22 protein-coding genes and 2 pseudogenes are annotated in these 24,383 nt (G+C 63.5%); 5 read left to right on the forward strand and 19 right to left on the reverse strand.

The features are described from left to right. Positions 1–61 precede the first annotated feature (61 nt). The 5 genes and pseudogenes from QH290_RS37970 to QH290_RS20390 all read right to left on the reverse strand — a co-directional run. Positions 62–641, reverse strand: a pseudogene (locus QH290_RS37970) (hypothetical protein); the annotation flags it as partial. Further along, positions 602–949 carry a helix-turn-helix domain-containing protein gene (locus tag QH290_RS20375; RefSeq protein WP_342213749.1) on the reverse strand — a complete coding sequence of 116 codons (348 nt, stop codon included), beginning with the start codon at positions 947–949 and terminating at the stop codon, positions 602–604. The gene QH290_RS20375 and the pseudogene QH290_RS37970, both read right to left, overlap by 40 nt. A gap of 266 nt (positions 950–1,215) precedes the next feature. Next, on the reverse strand, positions 1,216–2,094 hold the full coding sequence (locus QH290_RS20380) for an alpha/beta fold hydrolase (protein WP_280267343.1): 879 nt from the start codon (positions 2,092–2,094) through the stop codon (positions 1,216–1,218). Positions 2,095–2,102: 8 nt separating this feature from the next. Next, a complete protein-coding gene (locus QH290_RS20385) occupies positions 2,103–2,543 on the reverse strand; it encodes a PaaI family thioesterase (protein WP_280267304.1) in 441 nt (146 codons plus the stop codon). Positions 2,544–2,875: 332 nt separating this feature from the next. Further along, the gene (locus QH290_RS20390; protein ID WP_280267303.1) at positions 2,876–3,508 is read right to left on the reverse strand and encodes a TetR/AcrR family transcriptional regulator; all 633 of its coding nucleotides are present in this window, start codon (positions 3,506–3,508) and stop codon (positions 2,876–2,878) included. A gap of 377 nt (positions 3,509–3,885) precedes the next feature. Between QH290_RS20390 and QH290_RS20395 the strand changes: the two genes are divergently transcribed. The 4 genes and pseudogenes from QH290_RS20395 to QH290_RS20410 form a co-directional block, all read left to right on the forward strand. Next, complete coding sequence (locus QH290_RS20395) at positions 3,886–4,779, forward strand: alpha/beta hydrolase (protein ID WP_280267302.1); 894 nt, start codon at positions 3,886–3,888, stop codon at positions 4,777–4,779. 33 nt (positions 4,780–4,812) lie between these two features. Beyond that, positions 4,813–5,742, forward strand: a complete 930-nt coding sequence (locus tag QH290_RS20400) for a ferritin-like domain-containing protein (RefSeq protein WP_280255434.1) — start codon at positions 4,813–4,815, stop codon at positions 5,740–5,742. Positions 5,743–5,783: 41 nt separating this feature from the next. Continuing rightward, complete coding sequence (locus QH290_RS20405) at positions 5,784–7,253, forward strand: flavin-containing monooxygenase (protein WP_425301791.1); 1,470 nt, start codon at positions 5,784–5,786, stop codon at positions 7,251–7,253. Positions 7,254–7,363: 110 nt separating this feature from the next. Further along, positions 7,364–7,911 (forward strand): annotated as a pseudogene (locus QH290_RS20410) (transposase); the annotation flags it as partial. 445 nt (positions 7,912–8,356) lie between these two features. Here the strand turns inward: QH290_RS20410 and QH290_RS20415 are convergent. From QH290_RS20415 to QH290_RS20440, 6 genes are all read right to left on the reverse strand, one after another. Continuing rightward, a complete protein-coding gene (locus QH290_RS20415) occupies positions 8,357–8,740 on the reverse strand; it encodes a hypothetical protein (RefSeq protein WP_280267300.1) in 384 nt (127 codons plus the stop codon). 112 nt (positions 8,741–8,852) lie between these two features. After that, positions 8,853–9,452, reverse strand: a complete 600-nt coding sequence (locus QH290_RS20420) for a TetR/AcrR family transcriptional regulator (protein ID WP_280267299.1) — start codon at positions 9,450–9,452, stop codon at positions 8,853–8,855. A 594-nt stretch (positions 9,453–10,046) separates the two neighbouring features. Continuing rightward, complete coding sequence (locus QH290_RS20425) at positions 10,047–10,454, reverse strand: DUF302 domain-containing protein (RefSeq protein WP_280267298.1); 408 nt, start codon at positions 10,452–10,454, stop codon at positions 10,047–10,049. Between the two features lie 27 nt (positions 10,455–10,481). Continuing rightward, positions 10,482–10,721, reverse strand: coding sequence for a YgaP-like transmembrane domain (locus QH290_RS20430; protein WP_280267297.1), 240 nt, complete (start codon positions 10,719–10,721; stop codon positions 10,482–10,484). Positions 10,722–10,768: 47 nt separating this feature from the next. Continuing rightward, positions 10,769–11,038 (reverse strand): metal-sensitive transcriptional regulator, encoded by a 270-nt coding sequence (locus tag QH290_RS20435; protein ID WP_280267296.1) that lies wholly within the window; start codon positions 11,036–11,038, stop codon positions 10,769–10,771. A gap of 85 nt (positions 11,039–11,123) precedes the next feature. Continuing rightward, positions 11,124–13,283 carry an MMPL family transporter gene (locus QH290_RS20440; protein WP_280267295.1) on the reverse strand — a complete coding sequence of 720 codons (2,160 nt, stop codon included), beginning with the start codon at positions 13,281–13,283 and terminating at the stop codon, positions 11,124–11,126. A 172-nt stretch (positions 13,284–13,455) separates the two neighbouring features. On the opposite strand from QH290_RS20440, the gene QH290_RS20445 reads away from it, so the two are divergent. Beyond that, positions 13,456–14,073, forward strand: coding sequence for a mycothiol-dependent nitroreductase Rv2466c family protein (locus tag QH290_RS20445; protein ID WP_280267294.1), 618 nt, complete (start codon positions 13,456–13,458; stop codon positions 14,071–14,073). A 275-nt stretch (positions 14,074–14,348) separates the two neighbouring features. Here QH290_RS20445 and QH290_RS20450 read toward each other — a convergent pair whose 3' ends face one another. From QH290_RS20450 to QH290_RS20485, 8 genes are all read right to left on the reverse strand, one after another. Beyond that, positions 14,349–15,398: an extracellular catalytic domain type 2 short-chain-length polyhydroxyalkanoate depolymerase gene (locus tag QH290_RS20450; RefSeq protein WP_280267293.1), complete on the reverse strand. Its 1,050-nt coding sequence runs from the start codon at positions 15,396–15,398 to the stop codon at positions 14,349–14,351. 150 nt (positions 15,399–15,548) lie between these two features. Beyond that, positions 15,549–17,027 carry a long-chain-fatty-acid--CoA ligase gene (locus QH290_RS20455; protein WP_280267292.1) on the reverse strand — a complete coding sequence of 493 codons (1,479 nt, stop codon included), beginning with the start codon at positions 17,025–17,027 and terminating at the stop codon, positions 15,549–15,551. Between the two features lie 573 nt (positions 17,028–17,600). Then, complete coding sequence (locus tag QH290_RS20460; protein ID WP_280267291.1) at positions 17,601–19,298, reverse strand: aldehyde dehydrogenase family protein; 1,698 nt, start codon at positions 19,296–19,298, stop codon at positions 17,601–17,603. Positions 19,299–20,227: 929 nt separating this feature from the next. Beyond that, entirely contained in the window at positions 20,228–20,635 is a 408-nt protein-coding gene (locus QH290_RS20465; protein ID WP_280267290.1) for an SCP2 sterol-binding domain-containing protein, read from the reverse strand. Positions 20,636–20,723: 88 nt separating this feature from the next. After that, positions 20,724–21,041 (reverse strand): ferredoxin, encoded by a 318-nt coding sequence (gene fdxA / locus QH290_RS20470; RefSeq protein ID WP_280267289.1) that lies wholly within the window; start codon positions 21,039–21,041, stop codon positions 20,724–20,726. 49 nt (positions 21,042–21,090) lie between these two features. Further along, positions 21,091–22,101, reverse strand: a complete 1,011-nt coding sequence (locus QH290_RS20475) for an NAD(P)/FAD-dependent oxidoreductase (protein WP_280267288.1) — start codon at positions 22,099–22,101, stop codon at positions 21,091–21,093. Positions 22,102–22,175: 74 nt separating this feature from the next. Beyond that, positions 22,176–23,156, reverse strand: coding sequence for a R2-like ligand-binding oxidase (locus tag QH290_RS20480; protein WP_280267287.1), 981 nt, complete (start codon positions 23,154–23,156; stop codon positions 22,176–22,178). A 45-nt stretch (positions 23,157–23,201) separates the two neighbouring features. Further along, positions 23,202–24,308, reverse strand: coding sequence for an NDMA-dependent alcohol dehydrogenase (locus QH290_RS20485; protein WP_280267286.1), 1,107 nt, complete (start codon positions 24,306–24,308; stop codon positions 23,202–23,204). Between the last annotated feature and the right edge of the window lie 75 nt (positions 24,309–24,383).

The following is a 24,383-nucleotide window of genomic DNA, read 5'->3' on the forward strand; positions in this document are numbered from 1 at the left end:
CCCATCCATGGGAACGTATCCACGACACGGATCAGAACGCTGTTCGGTCTGCGCCTCGAGATTGCCGCAGGCACGAATAGGAGGCATCCAGCTGCGCCAGGTGCCCATGATCACGCGGCAGGCGAGGTCTGGCCTGTGCAATCGCCGCCCGTAACCGTTTCCACCCGGATCCGCTCACCACGAATCAGGCCGCCGATCTCCTCGTCAGCGATCTGCGGGTCGGTGACGATCGACAGCAGCTCGTCCAGCGACGCTTGCCGGTCTTCCGGATTTACCGCGTTCGGCCAGCTGCTCCTGCATCCGCTCCTCGGCTCTGCTGAACTTCGCCGAGAGGGTCGAACAACTGCACCGCCTCGTCGAGCACCTCGGTTAGCCGACCGCGCCAGCACAGTCAACAGGATCGGATATCTGCGCCGCGGATCCCGCCGCCCCCAGAGCCTGCGGCGTCAAACGGCGGCCCATCGTGGCCAGGAACCGGCGGCACTCCGCCGGCAGCACCGACATGTCCAGGGTGTTGGCGCCAGACCGTGCAGGGACCCGACCTTGTCGACTTCGGCCTTCACCACCGTGACCGGGCGCGGCCGAATCGCCCACGCCGAGATCAGATCCTCACACGCCAGCCGGAACAACAACGTAGGCGAGCGGGCAGCCGGCCCATGTCGAGGCGCCGCAGGATCCGCCAAACAGTCGCGACGCTGACGTCGTGGTAGCGGTGCAGGTACATGGCGATCTTGCCGCGCCCGAAGTGGTAGTTGCGACGCAAGTGGACGATCTTGTCCACCACCTCGGCACAAGTCGCGTTCGGGGCTGGTCTGCCGTCGCCGCGAAGGTCCCGCAGCCCGTCCACCCCTCGGTCTCGTGGCTGATGCCGTAGTACCGATACGCATTGCAACACTGCCGGAGACTTCCTCGACATGACGCAAGACCGCGAGGCGCCGACCAACCTCATTGGCACCCAAGCCAGGCACCAGACACGCTGCCCCGCAGATAAAACCGGATATCGCCGCTGGTCAAGGCAATTTCGTTGTTCTTCGCACGATTACTACCGGAACCTCAACCAGCACGCCGAACGCACACGCGACTTCGCCGTCAACTCGAAGAACCGACTGCCGGATTACCTACCCGTACTTGCCTGACATGCGCAGAACCGACTCGCGATGGTGTTCAGGACAGGAGGCCGGTGGAGGGGACGTCGGCCACCGCGCCTTTTATGGATCACAGCGTGCGGCCGAGAAAGCCAGTGACAGCTGCGGTGAAGGCATCATTGTCATCGCCCGCCACCATATGACCGGTGCCGGACACGTCCACGGTTTCCGCGTGGGGAACGACGTCCAGGAATTCAGCGACCGTCTCATGAGACACGAGATCGGACAGGGCACCGCGCACGAGCAGGGTCGGGGCGACAATGCGACCCGCGCCCCTGAGGAGCATCTCGACGAGTGCCTCGAATTGCGCATTGCCAACCGATATGTCCTGGTGCAACGCCTGGAAGCGGTCGGTGATGAGCGCGGGATCCCATCGCCACACCCACCGGCCGTCTGCTCGGTGCCGCAATACCCTGTGGAGCCCCTCGAGGCGCACTGGTCGTTCGCGGTGCGGATTGTATGCCGCGATCACATCAGCGGCGGTCTCGAGACTTGTGAACCCGTCGGGATGCGCGGCCATGAACGAGACGACGCGGCGGGCACCCTCGAACTCCATCCGAGGGGTGACATCGACCAGCACCACCGCTCCCCACAACTCAGGCGGCGCGAGTAGGTGCGTGGCGAGAATAGTCATCCCGCCCAGCGACGCTCCGACGACCGCAGGAGCGCGCTCCGCGCAGAATCGCTCCCGCACCGCGAGCAGGTCTTCAGCAAGGTGGTCGACGTCGTACCGTCCGTCGGGCGCCCAGTCGCTGTCGCCGTGCCCGCGTGCGTCGTATGCCACGACCGTGTAGCCCTGCTCATGCAGTCGAAGCGCTGAGGTGCTCCAGGCGTGACGATTCTGCCCACCTCCGTGCAGCAGAATAACAACCGGCCGGTTGGTGCTGTGGGCATAGTAATCGGCGGTCAGCGTGACTCCGTCGCGGGTCGGCACCAACACATTGAGCATGCCTGCCGTCACGAGTTGTCGCCCTGTTCGCGGACAATCGTGACGGTCCCCTGTGCTGCAGAGACCGCCCGACCGTGGTTCGTGATGTCAATACGTGCGACGCCGGACCGCTTGGTCATCGCGATGATCTCTGTCGTTGCGACACAGACGCCGTCGGCGACCGGCCGCAGCAGATTCACCTTGAACTCAGTGGTCGCGACCCAGGAGCCGATCGGGATCACCGGGTAGAAGACAACGCCCAAGCAGTGGTCGACCATGGCCGACAGGCAACCGCCGTGCAGCTTGCCGAACGGTGTGAGCAGCTCGTCGCGTACCTCCATCTCGATGACCGATCGGCCGGCGCCCACCTCGACGTGGCGGAACCCGAGATACGCCGAGATTCCGCCAGCGGACTTCGCTGCGCCGAGCATCTGTGCGGCGATCTGCTGGTCGAACTGCGGAAATTCCATCGGTGTCTGCTCCGCTTCTAGATGACCCGGGGATTCCAAGAGACAATAATACAGATTGTGTATCGCGTGCACGGGGACGATCGCTGAGGCCGTCGTCACGTGACATCGGCCGTTCGGTGGGGACCCGGCTCGATGATGGGCAGGCGAGAAGTAGCGTAGGAGAGTGCGTCCGGGGCTGTGTCGCCACCGCTCCAGACGGCCAGCAGGCTGAGGATGATCCGCCAAAACCCCGCACCCTAGTCGATCTCGGTCTGCCGCTGCTGGCAGAATCGCATCCCGACACCACCGATTGGCGCTTCGCGACGTGCCGTGGCACTCGGCAGGCCAGGAGACTATCCGGCCGGTTCGTCGCGCAACCGGGGTAGCAGGTGGCGAGCCGCGAAGCGGCGAGCGGCCTCGGGCGTCTCGAGAGATATGTTGACCGAAGGTGTGAGTACGAACGACAGGATCACGCGGACGGTCAACTCGGCAACGACACGAAGATCGGCGTCCGTGCGGTCGTCGTGGACCTCTTCGGCTAGCTGATCAGCCAAGAAGTTCGATGCGGTCTCGATGAGACCGCCTCCCTCGATCGTGAGAAACGGCAGCAAGGATTCCGGCTCGGTCTCCAGCAGGCGGTTGAGCAGCGCGTGCCCGCGCACTGCCGCCAGCGTGAATACGAATCCTTCGACGATTTTGTCCTCGAGATCCTCATGACCAGACACCTCGGCTTCCAGCTCCACGAGGAACCTGCCGAGTTCCCGCAAGATCACCGCTTCGACGATGCGCTCCTTGCTCGGAAAGTGTCGATACAGCGTCACGCGCGCCAACCGTGCACGACGGGCGATGTCCTCAATCCTGCTGCGATTGATCCCGACGACCTCGAACTGCCGAAGTGCGGCGTCGAGGATGCGTTCCGGAGTCCCCGGCGGCGTCGGTGTCCGGATCAGCGCGACTGCTTTTACGAGCAAGCTGGCGTAGTTCATCGTCGTGAGCAGGTCCTTCGATCCAGGCGAGGTAGTCAGCTGTCGAGTGTGCCTGATCGCCGGTTGCCCTTCCGAGCGGGTTCCGGATCCACCGCATGTTCACTTTTGGAACGACCTGAAATGGGCATTGAAACAATGGTATCAGATAGGTACCGTTATTATCTGTGGTACGCAGCGAGGCGTCCTGGCGAATCACCAGGCTGGCAGACGAACGGGCGAGGACGCATACGCACGGGCCCACGTCGACCGATCCCTCCGCGTCGCAACTGGCCCTATCGGTGCACGAACGCCCAGGCTTTGCGACCGTCATGGCCGGATTCGGCGTCCGGTGTGCGGCGCGACCCTTGTCGGTGTCGGTCCCGGCGAACGCGTGGGGTGTGGCCTTGCTCAATGCGACGTTGAGCGCGGGGCTCCATATCGTCAGCCATCCGCACGGGACCGCCGAGGTTTCTCCGGTACGTGCGGATTTCGACGGTGGTGCCGTGGTCGGGGAGTGGGTTCGCGCTCCTGGCGTCGAAACTTCCGGACCCGCGCTGCTCTACATTCACGGCGGCGCGTTCGTGGCTTGTTCACCGCGGACCCACCGGGGACTGACGAGCGAACTCTCCGCACAATCCGGGCTTCCGGTGTTCGCGGTCGAGTACCGGAAGGCTCCGCGCTATCGCTTTCCCGCCGCGAACGACGATGCTTGGCGTGCCTACCGATGGTTGAGTTCACGAACGGGCGGTGGTCTCGTGGCGATCGCGGGAGACTCGGCAGGGGGATATCTGGCGGTTGCCACGGCGCTCGCGGCTACGCGGGGAGCCGGGCGGGGCGATTGCCCACCGCCGGCGGCCTTGCTGGCCTTATCCCCACTGACGGACGCCACGCTGAGCCTGGCGCGGATGCGCGAGCGCGGGCGACTTCAGGAGGACCCGTTCGTCTCCGCTGCGGCTGCCACACGGATCGTCGGTTTGTACACGGCCGGTGCGTCCGCGCAGGAGATCTCGCTACTGGACGCGGACTTCCGAAATTTCTGTCCCACCATGATCCACGTCGGCGGAACCGAAATGCTGCTCGAGGACGCGCGCGCACTGCATACACGTGTGCTAGCTGCGGGCGGTGCGTCCTGGCTCCATATCTGGCCAGGCCAGGTACATGTCTTCCCAGCCATGTTCAGGTTCGTCCCACAGGCCCGCGCAGCGCTGAGTCTGAGCGGCGCCTTCCTGCGCGATGCTATCTCCCCTGAGGCGGCTCGCGCGGCAGTCCACCGGCCTCCGGACACCGGGTGAGTACGGTGTCCACAATCGCGAAGGAGTGACGCGATGCCAATCGAATTGCAGCACATGCTGCACACCATAAAACAGCGCCAATGGGCTCTCGGTGACTTCGACTGGGACGAACCTGGGGCAGACGCGATAACGGCCGAGCAGCGCCCGCAGGTCAAACAGTTCATGTCCGATTTGGTCTGGATCGAGCAGGTCGGCTCGCGCGCATTCGTGGCGCTCGCACATCAGGCCCAGGACAATACGTTGGCAGAGATCTACCGCTACTTCCACGCCGAGGAGCAAAAACACGCGAACGCGGAGTTGGCCCTGATGCGCCGATGGGGCATGCTCGACGACGATGAGATCCCAGAGCCGAATGTCAATATCCGACTCGCCATCGACTGGCTGGACAACTACGCAGACGACCTGCCGCTGTCGGTTCTGGGCTCGGCAATTCCGATGCTCGAAGTGGCGCTCGACGGAGCGCTGCTGAAATTTCTCCTGGAGGAGATCAAGGACCCGCTGTGTCACAAGGTCTTCCAGAAGATAAATGCCGATGAGTCCCGCCATCTAGCTGTGGACTTCCACGTGCTGGACATGATCGGAGCAGGGCCGGTGCACCGACTGTTCATCGAGGCCGCCGCCACCGCGCTGCGCCCATCCATGCTCATCGGAATTCTGACCGGGTTGCCCCTGCTGACCCGTATGCACAACAGCATCGTCGCGATGGGACTCGACGAGCAAAAACTCTTCGATGCGATTCGGAAATTCGGCGTCATCGGAGACCGTAGCGTTGCTACCCGCCGCAACCCTATCTACCACGTCGTCAAGTATTACGGCGAAATGGTCATGGACCGGTCACACCCCTATCACCTACTGCTCGGCAAGGCTCTGCTGGTGATCACTGAGCACTACCCCAGACGATTGCTCGGTCCCATTCCTTCCTGGATCAACGAACTCACCTACCAACCGGTGGCAGCAGCATGATCGGCGAAACGCATCAACAGCACCTTGCCTCCGGGAAAGCAATCCCCGGCATCACCCAGGTACTGATCATCGGAGCGGGGTTCTCCGGAATCGGTACCGCGATTCGCTTGCAGCACGCGGGTATCGAGGACGTCGTCGTACTCGAGCGTGCGGCCGGGCCCGGCGGCACGTGGCGCGACAACGTCTATCCGGGTGCGGCTTGCGACATTCCGTCGGTGCTGTACTCGTTCTCATTCGCCCGAAATCCGCGATGGAACTACGGCTATTCGTCCAGTGCGGATATCCTCGCCTACATACACGATGTGATCGCCCAGTACGGTCTTGGTGGGAAAATACGGTACGGCTGCAACGTGGTCGGGCTCGACTTCGACGAATCCGCCGGGACCTGGAAGGTGCGCGCCTCAACCGACAGCGGTGAGGAGGTCCGCACCGCACGTTCGGTGGTGATCGCCGCCGGGCCGCTGTCCAACACCAGTATGCCCGACATCGACGGCATAGACGACTATCGCGGTAACAAAGTACACAGCGGTCGATGGGACCGCGAACTCGACGTGACCGGACTGACCGTCGCAGTTGTCGGCACGGGCGCCAGCGCAGTGCAGATCGTCCCGGAGCTGGTCAAGCGGGCCCGCCACGTGACCGTATTCCAGCGTACACCGGGATGGGTCGTGCCTCGCCCCCAGTACAAGGTCCCGGCATGGACCAAATTCATGTTCGACAAGTTGCCGCTCACCGAGGAGCTCACGCGGAACGCCTACTTCTGGGCACATGAGGTGATCGGGTCCGGCGTGGTGTGGCCGACGGGTCTCACCACCGCACTCGAACAGGTAGCCAAACTCCAATTGAGGATCCAGGTCAAGGACAGGTGGACACGACGGCAACTCACACCGGACTACCGGGTCGGCTGCAAGCGACTGCTCATCTCGAATACCTATCTTCCGTCTCTGAATCGGAATAACTGCAAACTCCTCACCTTCCCCATCGTCCGGCTCACCGAACACGGCATCCTCACGGTCGAGGGCGTCGAGCACCGCTTCGACGCGATCGTGTTCGCGACCGGATTCGATGTACTCGGCAAGGTCGGAACACCGTTTCCGATCCGCGGTCGTGGCGCACGCCTCCTTGGGCAGGAATGGACCCGGGGCGCCTACGCCTACAAGAGCGTCCATTGCTCCGGATATCCGAACCTGCATTTCACCTTCGGCCCGAACTCCGGTCCTGGCCACAATTCGGCCTTGGTCTATCTGGAAGCCCAGATAGACTATATCGTCGAGTCGGTGCGGACGCTCGAGCGGTGGGGCTTGCGATACCTCGACGTGCGCAAACCAGCACAGGAGCGTTTCAATGCGGGTATCCAGCGGCGCTTGTCCGGGACAACTTGGAACTCCGGCTGCGCCAGTTGGTACCTAACGGAAGACGGCTTCAACCCCACCATGTTCCCGGGGTTGGCTCGCCAATTCCGTGAGCAGATGGCTGAATTTATCCTCTCCGACTATCACGCGGTGGCCTGAGCGCGAAGAATTGGAGGCCGCATACGGCCGCAGCTCGGTGTCCTTGTCGGCTTCGGACGACGACCTGGCCGACGAGGCCACCCGCACCATCAACCGCATCCGCGGCCTATCGCCTGGTCGATGAGATCCTGGCCGCTCTGCCCCAGCAGACCGTTATCGTCCCCGGCGCGAAGTCGGCCGAGATCATTTTGCCCAAACTGGCAGACTCGCTGAAAACCGTTCTGCTGCAACGCCAAACACTCGCAACCGATATCGGGAGGTGGCTCGATGACCACCCTCTTTTCCAAGGTCCTGACCCCGATGCCCGGCATCGGAGTCAGGACCGGAGCCCGCATCCCGCTGAAGTCGGCGACGGCTCGGCTTTCGCCTCGTCCGGCCACCTCGCCGCCTACGTCGGCATCGCCCCGGTCACCCACCGCTCCGGCAGGTCCATCAAAGGTCAACACCCCGCCAGATCCGGCAACCACAAGCTCAAACGAGCGTTCTTCCTGTCCGCGTACATCGCCCAGCACGACCCGGCCAGCCGCGCCTACTGTGACCGGAAACGCGGGCAAAGGGCAAGAAACACAACGCCGCGCTCATCTGCCCGACGCCGCTACGTCATCGACGCCACGCTGAAACCAAAGAGCCCTACCACAACCCGCTGCAACGACCAGCCTTGAACCCCGCCCAACAGCTACAGTCGCGACATGACCGATCTGATCGCACCAACCACGCGCCTGCACCGGGCCTGGCTCGACGCGCGTGCCGAGTAGGGCCCCGGCATACAAGAAGACGGATGCGGACTGATACCAGTCGACCATGTCGACTCGCCCGCCGGCTTCGCAGCCTGGGTGAAGCGACCGGCCGATGAGTCCGCCCAGACGACCTACCGGTGGATACTCGAGGGCTACCAGGTCCTCGGCGGAATCGCGCTGCGCCACCTCCAGAACGACAACGCGCTCCGAATCGGCCACATCGGCTTCGGCATCCGGCCGTCCCGCGCGGCGACACGGGCTGGCCAGCTGGGCGTTAGGGCGCATGCTCCACCGGAGGTGCACCAGAGCCGTCCAGCTCTTGGGTAGACCACCGCGACGACCTGGTTGCCGAACGCACACACATCATCACCCGACTGCGATGGCACCTCCAGTGCCTACGACCGTGTCACGCCGCACCTGGCCCAATTCGACGGTCTCGTCAGCCGACTCGCAGCGAGTCTGGTCGCGCACAGCCGCCGGTTGACCACCGAGATCGACGAACTCGCAGAGGAAATCAATGAGCGTGTCGAGCGGGTGGCGCCGTCGCTGCTGGCGATCGTCGGCTGCGGCGCGCTGACGGCTGGCAAGATCATCGGCGAGACCGCCGGCGCCGACCGATTTCGATCCAAGGACGCCTTCGCGGCCACAACGGCAGCGCACCGCTGCCGGGTTAGCCGTCCAACCGTGCTCGACATCGACTGTCGCGCACCGGAAATCGTCAGCTCGACGCAGCCCTCCACCGAATCGCACTCACCAAGCTCGCTGCTACCCGCCGGCACCGGGAAGTGCTGGCAGACGCAAGGCCAATGGAAGCCCTCGAATACTCGAGCGCCGGCTCTCCGACGTCCCCTACGTCATGGCCCTATACACCTAGGTAGCGCAGCGCGACCTCCGAGATTCGACGCCTTGTTTCGGCACTGTCGCTGGTTGGTAGGACCAGGTGGCTGATCGTCAAACGTATGAGTGCATCGACCGCGTCGGCAACGTCATCGGTGTCGATATGAGGAAAATGCTCGCCGAACCAGGTGACCAAACGCTCCGAGGCCAGTTCCAGCATTGGCGCCGAGGTCGTCAACAGCGGGAGAACGCCGGTCTCGTGGCGGGGGGTGTCGCTACCTGGGGCGGTAAGTACGGCCTTGAGCAGCGGGCTGGCGGCGGCCTCATCGAGCGTATACTGCACAGCCGCGCGTACTGCTTCCGAGACTGCTCCGCTGTGCTTGTCGAGTACGTTCGCGATCCCGACCAAGAACCGTTCCGCCTCGGCGAGCACGAGTGCATCCCCGAGTCCTTGCTTGTCACCGAACTCTCGATACAGAGTGGGACGCGATACCCCGAGGAGTCCGGCGACCTCGCCGAACCGGACGCGGTCCCAGCCCTTCTCGACAGTCAAGACATGAGCAGCACGAATCGCTTCCTCACGAAGGTGCCGTCGGAACGACAGCCTGAGCGGTTCTTCCATCACGTTCCCGATCGTACAGTATGCCCGAATTTGTTCATGAATTTACAATGGCATCGGATGGCGTGGCGTGTAAACGCAGGCGGCGGTACGACGGCTGCCATGAGAAGAGCTGCGGTATTCCGGTCGGCTCCTCTAGATTCGAAAGGGTGCCGAGGTGGGCCAGGCTAGCCATTGAAGCGACGACAACGACAACAACACCGGAACCGACAGGGCAAATTGCCACCATGATCGAGACAGCCGTGGCGGTGACGTTATGGTGAACGGACTGAAGGGCGACCGCCTAGATTGGCCGTCGATCGACTGGCAAACGTCGAGGGCGCAGTACGGCGTTGTGGCTGGCAGAGAATCTCCGCGGCGACGCCGGCGAGCGGCCTCAGAAAGATCCGCTATCTGCAGAAGCAGATACTCCGATTCAAAGCGAACATGCTGCTGAGACAGGCGGGAAAGCAGCGCCCGCTAGGAATCCCGGTATTCGCCGCCACGGTTGCTTCAAGCGTGGGTGGTCAACGTACACAGGTGTTGGACGCGGACCTTGAAGGCGGCGTTAGATTAACAGTTCCCGTGCGTTTCGCCTGCACAGGTCATTCAGGCGTGATGTCAGTTCCGGGTGGCCTGCAGTGCGGCCAGTGCCGCGCGCAGGCGGGTGGTGGCCTCGTCGGCGATCGGGTCGAGGGCGGGCTGGTCGGCGACCTGGACCATGAGTTGAGGGTTCATCGCTTCGATGATGATGGTGCCGGGATCGGTCCGGTCGCGGCGGACCACGACATTGCAGGGCAGCAGTAGTCCGATCTGGCGGTTGATATCGACCGCCCGGTGGGCGAGGGGCGGGTTGCAGGCTCCCAGGATGCGGTAGTCCTCCATGTCGTGGCCGAGTTTGGCTTTGAGGGTCGCGCGCATGTCGATCTCGGTGAGAATGCCGAATCCTTGGTCGGCCAGCGCGGCGCGAGTGGCTTCGATCGCCTCGTCGAAGGTGGTGTGCAGGGTGGTCGACAGAGCCAAGTCCATCGTGTGCTCCGATCCTGGGAATGGTGGTCAGGCGGTGGGGGCCGGGCAGGTGGCGTCGCTGAGGCCCAGCCGGCGCATCGCCAGGGTGGCCGGGCACCAGCCGAGAGCGCTGTAGAGCAGCAGATTCGCCCCGACCAGTGCAGTCAAGATCAGCCACCAGGGTGAGACGATCACGCTCAGCAATACGCTGAGCAAAACCAGGGTCCCGGCCAGAGCCGGGACGAGGCGGGCGATGGTCCATCCGTGCGGGCGCGGTGGCAGTGCCATTGGCGGAAGTCCTTTCGGTATGTGCGCCTGGCCCGCGGCGTGCGGGGTCAAGCCAGGGCGAGGAAGAGTTTTTCCAGTTCGTCGATGCTCAAGGGCGCGAGTTCACCCTCCGTGGTCTCGGTCAGGCATTCGCGCAGGCCGGTGGCGACTATCTTGAATCCGGCGCGATCCAGTGCTTTCGAGACCGCGGCGAGTTGGGTGACCACGTCCTTGCATTCGCGGCCGTCCTCGATCATGGCGATCACTCCCGCAAGTTGGCCTTGCGCGCGGCGCAGCCTGTTGAGTACTTGCGCGATAGCGTCGTCGTTGCTGATCATCGATGTTCCCTTCCTTCGGATCCTCCTCCCAATATACCCCGTGGGGTATTCAAGGTGGGGATCCGAGAAGGTGGGTTCGCGCACGTCAGTGGTGGGCGAAGCTGATACTGGGCAGAACCCGGGCCAGCCACGCAGGACTCCACCACGCCGCGCGCCCGGTCAACCGCAGGATGACCGGCAGCAGCACCAAACGCACCAGCACGGCGTCGAGCAGCACTGCGACGCCCAGGATGATGCCCATCTCCTTGGGCGGGAGCGGGTCCGCCAGGGCGAAGGTGAAGAACACCGCGACCATGACCGCCGCGGCGGCGAAGATGACCCGCCCCGAATGCGCGAGCCCGTCCACGTGCGCGGCGTGGGGGTCGCCGGTGCGTTCGTGATGTTCCTTGGCTGTGGCGAGCAGGAACACCGTGTAGTCCATGGCGATGGCGAAGATCATGGCGAAGAAGAAGACCGGTCCCCATGCGTCGAGGAAGCCCTGCGGGGTGAAGCCGAGCAGCCCGGCGCCGTGCCCGTCCTGGAAGATCAGTGTGGCCATCCCGAACGCCGCCGCGGTCGAGAGCAGGCTCACCAGGGTGCCCAGGGCCGCGATCAGCGGGGCCTGCAACGCGATCAGCAACAACACGAACCCGAGTACCAGGACGATCGCCACCACGATCGGCAGATAGTCGCCCAGGGCCTGTTGCAGGTCGAGGTTCTCCGCCGCCGCACCACCGACGACGGCGTCGGCGGGCAGATCGGCGCGCAGCTGATCCAGGATTGCTGCCATCTGCGGTGCGGACGGATCCACCGTGGGCATGGCCTGCATCATCACCAGGCCGCTGCCGTCGGCCGCGGGCTGGGGCGGGGTGAGCATGGCGATGCCGTCGCTGGCGCGCGCGATCGCCGCGGCCGCCTCGGCGTCGGCGGCGGGAGTGATGATCGAGAGCATGCCCGGGGCTCCGGGGCCCATCTGCCCGGCGATCAGCTCATAGCCTTGGCGCACCGGCGCGTCGGCGGGCACCACCCCGATCGAGGGCATCGCGGTCTCGAGTCCGGATACCGGCGCCGCCAGTCCGATCAAGATGGCCAGCGCCACGGCGGCAAACGGCCACGGGTGGCGGTGCAGGATCTGCCCCCAGCGCGCGAACACCGGCGAGCGGTGCTGCTGGCGACGCGCGTACGGCAACGCCGCGGCGTTGACGTTGCCACCGAGCGCGCCCAGCGCGGCAGGCAGCAGGGTCAGGGTCGCGGCCAGCACGAACACCACCGCGAGCATGATCCCGACCGCCATGGTGCGCACTGCGGGGGCGGGCACGATCAGTACCGCCGACAAGCTCACCAGCACCGTCAATCCCGAGAGCAGGACCGCCTTGCCGGCGGTGTCCATGGTTTCGGCGACCGCGGCGCGCGAATCGCCGGTGCGGGCCAAGGCGTCACGGAAGCGGGCCACCAGGAACAACGCGTAGTCGATGCCGAGGGCGAGGGCGAACATCATGGCGAAGTTCATCGCCCACACCGAGATCGGGGTGATCTGATTTAGCAGCACCAGCCCACCCGCGGAGGCGACCAGGCCCGCGAGGGTCAGCAGCAGCGGCAGCCCGGCCGCGACCAGCGATCCGAACGCAAGAACCATGATCGCCAGCGTGACCGGCCAGGAGTACAGCTCGGCTTTGATCATGGCATCGTGATTGGCGGTGTTGAAATCACTCCACAGCGCCGAAGCTCCGGTCGGGTACACCTCGAACCCGTCCCCGGACAACGCCGCCAGCGCGGCCTTGTGCTCGTCGACGGCTCTGACCATGTCGTCGGTGGAGGCGTTCGCACCCGCGATCACGATGCCGGTGTGCGCGTCGGGGCTGATCGTGAACCCCGGCTGCGGGGCGATCACCGCCGCGATCCGCTCATCACCGGCGAACACCGCCGTGACCTGCTCAACCACGCGTGCCATCGCCGGGTCGGTGATCGTGGCGGTGTCCGAATGAACCACCACCTGCACCGCAGCCGAGGAATTGCCGCCGAAATGCTGCTCGGCCAGCTCACGCGCCTGCACCGATTCCGAGCCGTCGGCCTGCCACCCCGCCCCGGCCAAAGAGGTGAACACACTCGGCGCGGCGGCCCCCAGCGCGATCAACACCAGCAGCCATACCCCGATCACCGCCCGGGTGCGCCCTGCCATGAACGCACCCCACCGGCCCAGCATCCCCGGACCCGGGCGCGTGTGGGGCGGATCCGCCGCGGCGGATCCGAGCTTCATCTCGGTCATCCAACCCTCCTTAAATACCCCCTGGGGTATATTGATGTCGAGACCGACCATACCCCAGGGGGTATAGTCGGGCGCAACCCCTGTTCCGCCTCGGAGGAGTGCAGCGTTATGGGCTTCGTCGAATCCATGCGAAGTAGCGCCGCCCGCCGCCACAACCCGAAGGAGGCCCTCGATGGCCGACATCGACCTGTATGTCGATCCCGTATGCCCGTTCGCATGGGTCACCTCCCGGTGGCTGCTCGCCGCCGCGGACGGCACGCACACGGTCCGGCTGCGGCAAATGAGCCTGGCCGTGCTCAACGAGGGCGACGACGTCGCCGCCGATCACGCACCGATGATCGAACGCTCGCGCCGCCTCGGGCGGGTATTCGCCGCGGCCACCAATACCGGTGGGCCCGAAGCGTTCACACGCCTCTACGACACCACCGGAATCCGGCTGCACGTGCACGACGACGATCTCGGGCCTGATCCGCTCGCCGAATCACTCGCCGAAGCCGGCCTGGACCCGGCATTGGCCCAGTACGCGCAGGACATCGGCCTCGACAGCGTGGTCACTCAGTCACACGAGGCCAGCCAGAACGCGCTCGGCGGCAGCGGTGGTAGCCCGATCATCGTTATCGACGGCCACGGCTTCAACGGCCCTGTCTTGACCGAAACCCCTGCCGCACAACGCGGTCGGGACCTGCTCAACGCGCTCGTGACCGCCGCGACCACCCCGGAATTCGCCGCCCTGCAACGCCCCTATCAAGGACCCCCGCGTATCGAGACCACCACCGAGGCGGCCCGCTGATGTGCTCACCCGTTCGATGCCGCACCTGCGGCAAAACCACCTGGTCCGGTTGCGGCGCCCACATCGACGATGTACGGGCCGGTGTCGCCCCCGAGCAATGGTGCCCTGGACACCCGGCGCACGTGGCGGGCCGACCCCGGCTCCGTCTACGCAGGAAGTGACCACGCTCACGCCGACCAGGTTCGCGAACCGGTTGGCCGACAACGGGATCTCTCAGTTCAGGGCGGTCCGGGGACCTGAACCGGGTTCGTTTCCCGAGCCCGGTGCCGGGCTGCTCACCGATCGGTTACCGCCCTGACCATGGCGACGATGGCGGCCAACTGTGGCGCGCTCTTGGTGGCGTAGCCAGCCCCGGTGTACCCCCACCAATCCCAGCAGCCCTGCGGATTCAGCGGGAGCAGGCCAGCTTTCGCTTGCGGGTAGAGCACCACGAGATTGTTGGTGTCGCCGTAGGTGTCGAGATTGCCCGCCTTGGGGAACAGATCTCCGAAGATGTACCGTCCGCTCGCGCAGCCGTGCAGGGCGACGACGAGTCGGCATGGTTCACCCGCCGCGCAGGCGGGCGGCGTGTAGAGCATGCCGATGGTGTCCATGCTGATCGCCGACGCAGCGGTTCCCGTGACATAGCGGCTCTGGTCGAAGGTGCTCAGTGTGCCTTGCGGCGCGCCTGAATTAGGCGGCTTCACCGCGCCGAACCAGTGCGCGAACATCTCCCCTTGCGGGTCTCCGCCGCAGTCGCTCAGAAACGGCGGCAACGTCAGGCCGCACGGCACCGTGCCCGCCGGCGTCGGCCAGGCGTGGCCCGCGGGAACGGTGTCGCGGTAGGCGATCTTCGCGCCGAAGTGCCGGTAGAACTCGACACCGGCATCGGACACCTCGCTGTTGACGAGCGGGTCCGCGGTGCCGTGGTAGGTGTAGACCGGACGATCCTTCAGGTTGCTGACCGGATCGATCAGCCCCCGATCCGACCATGCGCGCGCCTGCTGCTGCAGTCCGGCCAGGCCGGTGTCACCCAGGGCGCAGGACACGGTCTCGACGATCTCGCCACGGCCACATCCATAGGGTCCCGCAGCGACGATGCCCGCACCGGCAAAGGTCCCCGAATAGGCGACAGCCAGCTGGGTGGCCAGGAATCCGCCGGACGACACACCGGTCACGTACGTGTCGGTGATGTCGAGCCGCGGCAGACCGGATTGCGGCGTCGCATGCGCGGCCGGGACCGCACCTAGAACCGTGACCAGAACGACAGCGGCACCGAAGGCGAACTCGGCGGCATCGCACTGGAGATAGTGCGCGCCCGGCGCGCGCCCTGCCTGACACCGCACCGCTGCGTCCGGGCGTGAAACCGGGTACAGGTAGAGACAGGCCGACTCGGCGACGCAGGTTGGATGCTCGCCATCGATCTCGATGACCGCAGAGCCTGTAGTGATCAGGGGACCTCTATCCCGAGGTGATGCTGGAGTATTGGGTCAGAGTTACAGTGGCTCCGCAGCGATGGCGATCGAGCGTTTGAGGATCTTGCCCGTCGGGCCCTTGGGCAGCTCGTCGACGAACCAGATGCGCCGGGGGTACTTATAGCCCGCTACTCGATCTTTGACGAATTCGCGAATCGCCGATTCGTTCGGCTCGGCGCCGGGCATCAACACAACGGCCGCACCGACTTCGCTGCCGAGCAGGTCGTCCGGGATGCCTACAACCGCGACCTCACGCACGGCGGGATGTTCGTAGAGCACTTCTTCGACCTCTCGAGGGTAGACGTTGTACCCGCCGCGGATGATCATGTCCTTCACCCGGTCGACGATGAAGTAGTACCCGTCGTCATCAACTCGGGCCAGGTCACCGGTGCGGAACCAGCCCTCGGCATCCAACACCGCGGCCGTCGCCTCGGGCCGATTCCAGTAGCCCTTCATGACGTTGTGGCCGCGGATCGCGATTTCACCGATCCCGTCTTCGTTGGGCGCGAGCAGCGTCATCTCGACACCGGCGACTGGTGTACCGATCGACCCAGGCTTGCGCACGCGGTCTGGATGGTTTAACGCTGCGACCGGCGACGTTTCGCTGAGTCCATAGCCTTCGAGCACCGCGGAACCGAACGTGTCCTCGAATCCGCGCAGCACTTCGACCGGTATCGCAGCACCGCCGGAGACACACAACCGCAGCGATGGCATCGCGCGTCGGTCGTTGTGGTGCAGCAGAGCGGTGAACATGGTCGGCACACCCTCGAAAACCGTAACATGGTCGCGTTCAACGATTTCGAATGCCTTCTCCGGAGAGAATCGAGGGATCAGGGTCAAGCAGCTGCCAGCAGCCACCGATGCGTTGAGCCCGGCCGTTTGCCCGAAGGCGTGAAACAACGGCAGCGCGCCGAGCACCACATCCGAGGCTGTGAGCCGCAACATATCGACGACCGTTTGGACGTTACGACGCAAGTTGGCATGTGTCAGCTCAGCGCCTTTCGGCACTCCGGTCGTCCCCGACGTATAGAGGATCACCGCAGTATCGGTGTCGCCTCGGTCGACCAGTGCGACGGCAGGCTCGACCGAGGCGAGTAGCGTTTCGAAGTCCCCAGGGGTCACGGCGATGCACTTCGCCCCTGCGGACTCCGCGCCCGCCGCCGCAGCCGATTCGAAGGCGTGCCACGCGAAAACCAGGCGAGCCCCGGAGTCCGACAGAAGGAACGATGTCTCACGCTCCTTCAGCAGCACATTCATCGGCACGACCACACCGCCGGCCCGCAGTATGCCGTAGTAGACAATTGCGAAGTACGGAACGTTGGGCAGCATGATGCCGACGCGATCGCCAGGCCGCAGCCCGCGCGATACGAGCCATCCTGCCAGACGGGCACTCGCGGCATCGAGCATCGCGTACGAAACCTCGGTTTCGTCCAAGCGAAGAGCGATTTCGTCGGGTCGGCGGCGTGCGGTCTCTGTGAGGTTGAGCGCCAGATTGGTCACTGCGGTTCTCCTTTGTCCGAGTTGGGGCGGAAGTAGTGCGGCACGCGTCGGTGTAACGGACAGGCAGCTTGTGGTCGGTGCCGAAAGGTCACGCGGCTTCTGCCATCAGGACCCGTGTTGGCACGTACTCGGCACGGTCCCGAGAAGCAGACCGGGGACGAACGCCGTACTCTCCTATTCAGATGGCCCTTGATGGGTCGATCGGCATCCGAGGGCCTGGAGGCCGCTGGTCACGGTCCGAGAAATAGTCGTTCGCATGGCAGGCGTGGCAGTAGCCGACAATTGTCGATCGTGTCGTGAATCAATTCGATTGCATACCATGGCTTTCGGTGCCAATCGTGAAGTAGATTCCTTACTGCATCACCTGCGGCTGCGTAGTCGAAAGCCAAGCCCGCAAGCCAGATCCGCAGGTGTACATCACCTTCGGACGGAAGCTCTACCATGGCGGCCATGGAAGCGCTTTTCGAGTCAGGTCCGGTCGATCTGGGAGTCGGCAGTGGCGCTTGCGGGCTGAGGGCGTTCATACTCGGTTGTTCTCTTTCGAAATGTGGCTAGCAGCTCACAGCGGTGTTGTCAACCGCGCAGAGCGGACGCGAAAATTCCAGGCAAGGCGGCAAGCCTCGGCCTCTTCGCAAAGTTGGTCAGCCGCCGTAGAGTGACAGCCCCCGTGCGGTTCGTTACGAACCACGCCGGCTTCGGTGAGAGTGTGAACTCGCGGTCCACGAGCGATCGCGGGGCTGGACGGAATGGCCCCCGCAGGACGGTGCGTTCCGGCTCATCGATCAGCAGAGCATTGTGCACCACACCGAGTCCGCTTTGAATATCCTCGAGGGTGTGCCCCGGGAAAGCGCCCCACGTCGCACGCGGGGTCAAGTATCCGAATCCGGTCCACGTGTTGATCGCGATGGTGCCGTACCGCAATTGCTCGATGGCAGCTTCGAAATCGTCGCCTAAAGTCTTGATTGTGCGCGGATGAGCGATCACGTTGATGCCGAGAGTGCCGTCGATCGCGGTATTGCATACCCGGACCGCTTCTGCGAGAAATTCTCCGGCGCCGCCGGGGAGTTCGATGACACCGAGTACCGGTGCGAAGTATTCGATACGCAGCGCGTGCTCGTCCTTAATCGGCAACAATCCCTCAACGAGGGTACGGGCGCCGATCGCCTCAGCATCAGGGTAGACGCGTCGTGCCGTAGCGACCCGATCGGCCGAGCCAGGGTAGTAGTCCTTGCGCTGGGGCGCGCGTTTGAGGGCCGCGCGGAGTTCGGCAAGAAACTGCTGCTTCTGCGGCCAATCGGCGCTGATCACCGCGACTTGAGTGGCAATGCAGTTGTAGCCGTTGTTGTGCAACCGCTGGGTGGCCAGGTGCTCGGCTTGGAACCGCAAATCCGCCCTCGACCACCGTCCCGGTACCACGATCGTTGGCGACACTCCCCCCAGCTCGCTGGTGATCGGCTTGTCCAGCAACGGTTTTCCCGACATCCGGCGTCGCTCTGCGTCGGCTCCGACACCCCAAACGATGGCATCATGGGTATACGAACTGCCGGTCAAATGGACCGCAGCCACGTCAGGATGGTTCACCAGCGCACTGCCGACATCAGCGCCACCGGTAAGGATTCGGACGAAACCCCGCTCGATTGCCGGAGCGAAGATCTTCTCCAGCACCGGCAGCAGCGGGTCGGTGATCGGGTTGAGTTTCAGCGCGACAACGCGATTGTCGGCCATCATCTGATACAGCACATCCAGCGGTGCGATGGAAAAGATGTTCCCCGCGCCGAGCACAACACCGATCCCGCCAGTCCGATATGGCAGCAGTTGCCCCAGCCCGGCACGAGCCCGTAGGGTCGAGCTGTCGATCCCGGGGCGCGTCCAGATCTCAGCACGGAATCCGTTGAGCAGCAACCAGTCGAACATCCCGTGAGGGAATACCTCGACCGCTAGACGGTCACCGGGCGCTCGGCGGACGGGGTAGCCGTCGACGGGGCTTCGTCCATTCTCCAGCGCGCGCACTGTCTCGACCAGTGCCGCTATCGCAGTGAGCAGCGCATACGGCCCACTGGCCCATTCCTCGCCGATCAGTTTCGAATCGGCGGGCAGCCCCTTGATCCTCGCGGCGGTAGCGACCCATTCATCGGCATGCGTGGCAGTGTTGGCATGCAGCCGTTCCAAAAGTTGCCTTCGGTGTGGCAAACTAGCGCGGCTCCAGGCGATTTCACCACGGCCCAAAGCGGCGATCGCCGCGTCGGCGGTCATGATGGTCGTCGTACTCATCGGTGGATCCTTTCGCAATCGGCAGCGATCATGCTTGCCGGTGGTGGCGCTGGGACGCCACCCTTGAGGTGCACTCGCTGATATCGCGCGGCACCGACCCGCCCATCACCCTTGCGTGACAACTGCCCGGTGCGAACTCCTCGGTGACAGCATCGCCGTACCCGCATGCGCCTGTGAGGCGGAATCCGACCGTCAACTCCCGCAGAACCGTTACGCACCATCACGCCCATCCGCTCCGGACTCGCGCGATGGTCGATGTCGCCAAGGTTCGTGCAGGTACCCGGCGAGGTGGACCGACGCGGGTATGAGAATCGGGAACAGCTGGAAGGCCGCAATAGGTGCCAGCACAGTCAGCGCTTCGATCATGGTCGGCCCTTCGAGTCGGGCCGCCCCATCGGACGCGTGCAGTTGTTGAGCGCCCAAACGATGGTCGAGAGATTGGGCAACCATCGGCGAGCCGGGGTCGGAGCATTGACCCAGTAGACTGCCAGGCCGTTGGACATCGGTGACGGCGGGAGCGCGATTCGACTCGGCGGCAGCAGTAGGACCCCGCCCCGAACGGCGACTTCGACTGGATCAATGACCATGTCGGACTCGGCCAGAAAGGTGTAACGAGGTTGACGCACATGGGGTGTGCCGACCACGGGGCCTTGACATCGGGCGTCTCGGACTATGTCGAGCATTCGATCACCTATCGGGCGTGGAACGCTGATGCCGCAGAACCCGCTGACAGCCGACAGGAGAAGCTGTTGCCCCGTATCCGTGACTGGCCACCCGAACTCGCGTGGATCCGGGTGTTGTCCGAGGGCAGCTTGCGGAGAGGTCATTGCGCAGTCCTGTATCGGGCATGAGTGCGTTTTCGAGGGTTCTGGCCGGTCGAGGAGCTGCTCTGGCCTTTGCCGTCGTCAGCCCCCCGCCCGGGTCCGGTCCTAATTCAGTCGCAGATCGTTCCGGTCGTCTGCCTCGAGCAGCGCGTTGTAGGCCGGGAAGAGCAGTTTTGCGGTCGGAACCAGCTTGAGAATCTTCTGCACAGGTCCCTTCGCCCGAACCTGCCCCTTGGCCATGGCTATGGACAGGTTCACCTTGCCCTGCCAAAATGCATTTCCGATGTCTGCGGTCATGAACATTTCGACATCCGGCTGCAAATCGTTTGCTCCCTCGATTACCTTCCCGTTGGGAAAATCTACCGTGAGCGTGGCCTCCGGGTCCGTGTAATGGATCCGCAGCACCGCATCCGATGCAGACAGCTTGGGTTCGATCTTCGCGTCGGCAAATCCCTTCTCGAAAACCCTTCCGATGTATTTGTAAAGCTCTACATCATCCTTGAAGACACCCATGTCAATATTCCTTTACTACTTGTCCATCATATGGGGCGGTGGCGGTGAATTACGGTTCGTATGACCGTATCGATGTGCGGGCATTCGGTCACACTTTCTTTTCTAGTTTCTTCACATAGTCGGAATCCTCGATCGGAAGGTCGACGTTCTCCGAGCCAGCGGGATTTCCAAGCATCTTGGATACTTCTCGCGAAGATTCCTGAAATGGCTTCCACGCCTCGTCTACTTTCTGCGCCGGTCGGATCGCGCTGACGGGGCAAACCGGCTCACAAGCACCGCAGTCGATGCATTCGCTTTGATGAATATAGAGCATCCTGCCGCCTTCGTAGATGCAGTCGACCGGACATTCTTCAATACAAGATTTGTCCATAACATCGACACACGGCTCTCCGATGACGAATGCCATAAGTTACACACTTCCTTACTTTGGTAGATCGACAGACTGCGCTCTCGGTTCACACTTCGGCAAGCTGCGGAATCATGAGATCACTCGAATGCCCTGGCGCCAGGGATGCGCTCGGGTCGAGCGCCACCGCCGCATTGTTCACGGCAGTAGCGACCTCACCGAAACCGACAGCAATCAACTTGACTTTCCCGTCGAACGTCGCAGCATCTCCCGCAGCATAGATATTGTGGTGACTCGTCCGCATCGTGCGATCCGTTCTGATCGAGCGGCCCTCGAGTTCGAGGCCCCAATTGGCGATCGGCCCCAGATTCATCAAGAATCCGAGTGCGGCGACCACAACTTGAGCCTCGACTTCTAGTCGCTCGGGCTCACCGGCTACCTCGACCACGACGGACCGGAGGTGATCCTCGCCCCGCAGCTCCGACACGTTGGCGTTCAGAAGGAGTTGACAATCGGATTCGCGCAAGAGGCGAACCGAGTGTTCGTGGGCACGGAACTGCGCACGCCTGTGTACCAGCGTGACCGATCGGGCCCGCGACAGTGCGGCAAGCGCCCAGTCCACCGCCGAGTCACCGCCGCCGACAACGACGACGTCTTTGTCGTCGAGGACGTCGAGTTGGGGAACAAAGTAGCGCAATCCTCGACCGAGGAAGTCCTCCCCCGCCGCGAGCGGCCGCGGGGTGACAGCGCCGACCCCGGATGTGATTATCACGGCCCGTGCGTCGATAACGGCACCGGCCGAGGTCGAAACTCGCCACCCTTGGCCCCTGCGTTCCAGGCGTTCAGCCTGCTGGGAGAGGAAGTATCTCGGCGAGAACATTGCCGCCTGCTGTACGAGGCCTCGGATGAGTTGCTGTCCTTGGACTCCCGGCAGGCCGGCAATGTCATAGATGTTCTTTTCCGGATAGATGGCCTGCACCTGGCCACCTACCTCCGGCAATGCGTCGATCAACGCCACGCTCAGTCCACGGAACCCCGCACAGTAGGCGCCGAAGAGCCCGACCGGGCCGGCGCCGACGAATAACATGTCGACGTCGAATTCAGAGATTTCGGATGTCATTGCAGATTCCTCGAGATTCGCGTATCTGGTCGAAGTGGATCGAGCGTGTGGCACCTAGTGCGTCGCTGGACGCATTAAGCACCGGTGATCGACAGGGCTTTACCCAGCTCCTCTTCGTCTTCTACCGCGAACTGGTCTTCCAGCTGCATCGGCGAGTAGTCGTCGTCGATTTCTTCGGGCGGGCATCCCCGCGCACTCTCGATCGACTCGAGGCGACGGTTGAGCTTGTCCAATCCGTAGTCGGTCATGTCGTCGACGCTGATGCCGAAAGGAATTTCGTCGAACGGTTCGAAGAGATTGACGATCAGCTGCAAAGCCGGTTCCATCAATTCCTGCATGCGCTCGTCGACAACATCCCAATTGCGGTCATCGGCGGCGACATGACGTCGGCAGGTAAAAGTCCCCCAGGCCATGTGACGGCGCTCATCGTCACCGATGTGACCGATCACCGTCTGCATTCCGGGCAGGATATTGCGGGTCTTGCAAACCTTTGCCCAGACGTAGTAGCCGGTGAGAGCGAGACATCCCTCGACCACGTGGTTGTAAGTGACCGAAGCACGGATCTGGGCCGCCGACGACGGGTCCGATGTCAGTGCGTACAGGGACTTGGGCAGCTCTTCCAGGAAAATTCGCCGATAAGGCTCGCTGTACTCGACGTACTCGTGAAGGTCTCGACCGAGGCCCACCGCATCGAACCACAATCGGAATGCCTGCATATGCTTGGCTTCCTCGAAGGTGAACTGCGAAAGATAGGCCTCGTCGGCCAGCCTGCCTTCGGCCGCCATAGCCGCCATGAACGGTTGCAGATCCTGCGTCACCGACTCTTCGCCGCCGATGAATTGTGCAGCGAGAATGCACGTAAGCCGCTTCTCGTCATCAGTAAGAGCCGCGAAGTCCTCGGCGTCCTGAGAGAAATCGATGGATTCGGGATTCCAAAACTTCTTGTTTCCTTTCCGGAACAGCTTCATCGAGAACGAGTCCATCCTCAAGCCGCCCTCACTGAGGCTGCCGAACCCGGTCCGTTTGCCATGTTCGATAACGCGATTGAGTGCCATTTCATTGCCTTTCGTAAATGCGAGTCGACTGCGATCGTCGCTGGGTCAGTAACGGATCACGCCGCGGATGTTCTTTCCTGATCGCATGTCGTCGTAGCCGCGGTTGAGATCATCGAGGTCATATTCGGTCGTCACCAATTCGTCCAGCTTCAACTCCCCGCGCCTGTAGAGTTCGAACAGAACAGGGATGTCGTGCTGGCCATTCGAAGATCCGAACAGCGATCCTCGTAGTTGCTTCTCATACAACGTCAGTTCGAGGAGGTTCGCGGAGACGGTCAGCTCCTCCGGATGGCCGATAGCAGTGACAACGACCCGACCGCGCTTGCCCACGATGCTGAGCGCCGGTGCAATATCCACACCTTCGGCAACGCCCGTCGTGAGGACGCAGACATCGGCGAGCCTTCCATAGGTCAACTCACTGATCACATTCCACGCCTCATCGATGGATTCGGCAGTGTGAGTAGCACCGAACTCACGCGCTTTCGTACGCTTGAACTCGACCGGGTCCACGGCCATAATCATGCGGGCACCCGCGATCCGCGCGCCCTGGACAGCGTTCATGCCGATACCTCCGGCACCGACGACAACCACAGCGTCGCCTGCACGGACCTCACCTGTGCGAACCGCGCTGCCGTATCCGGTGGTCACCCCGCACCCGACCAAGGCGGCCCTTTCCAGGGGGATATCGTCGTCGACTTTCACCACCGAGACGGCCGGGACAACTGTGTATTCTGAGAAAGTTCCCAACAGGCACATCTGGCCGATATCCGCGTCTCCGGCATGGAACCGGTACGTTCCGTCCAGTTGGTGCCCGAGCATCACCGCGGCACCCGCGTCGCACAGGTTGCCGATGCCGCGCACACAGTAGGAGCACCGTCCGCACGCGGGCAGGAACATCATGACAACGTGGTCGCCCACGGATACGTCGACCACATTCTCACCCACAGCCTCGATAACGCCGGCGCCCTCGTGCCCTCCAACGATGGGGAAGGGAATCGGCAAATCCCCGGTGACCAGGTGCTCGTCAGAATGGCACAGTCCGCTGGCGACAAGTTTGACGAGAACCTCGCCGGGCCCCGGCGGGTCCAGCTCGACTTCCTCGATATGCCACTTCTCGTTCTGCCCCCACAAAACCGCAGCTTTTGTCTTCATGAATTCTCGACTCCGTCACATCCGAGCAATGTATGTGGCCATCATCACCATCGGGAAGGCGCACTCGCGCCTGCC

The organism is Nocardia wallacei (assembly GCF_029869545.1).
Classification (GTDB): Bacteria; Actinomycetota; Actinomycetes; order Mycobacteriales; family Mycobacteriaceae; genus Nocardia; species Nocardia wallacei_A.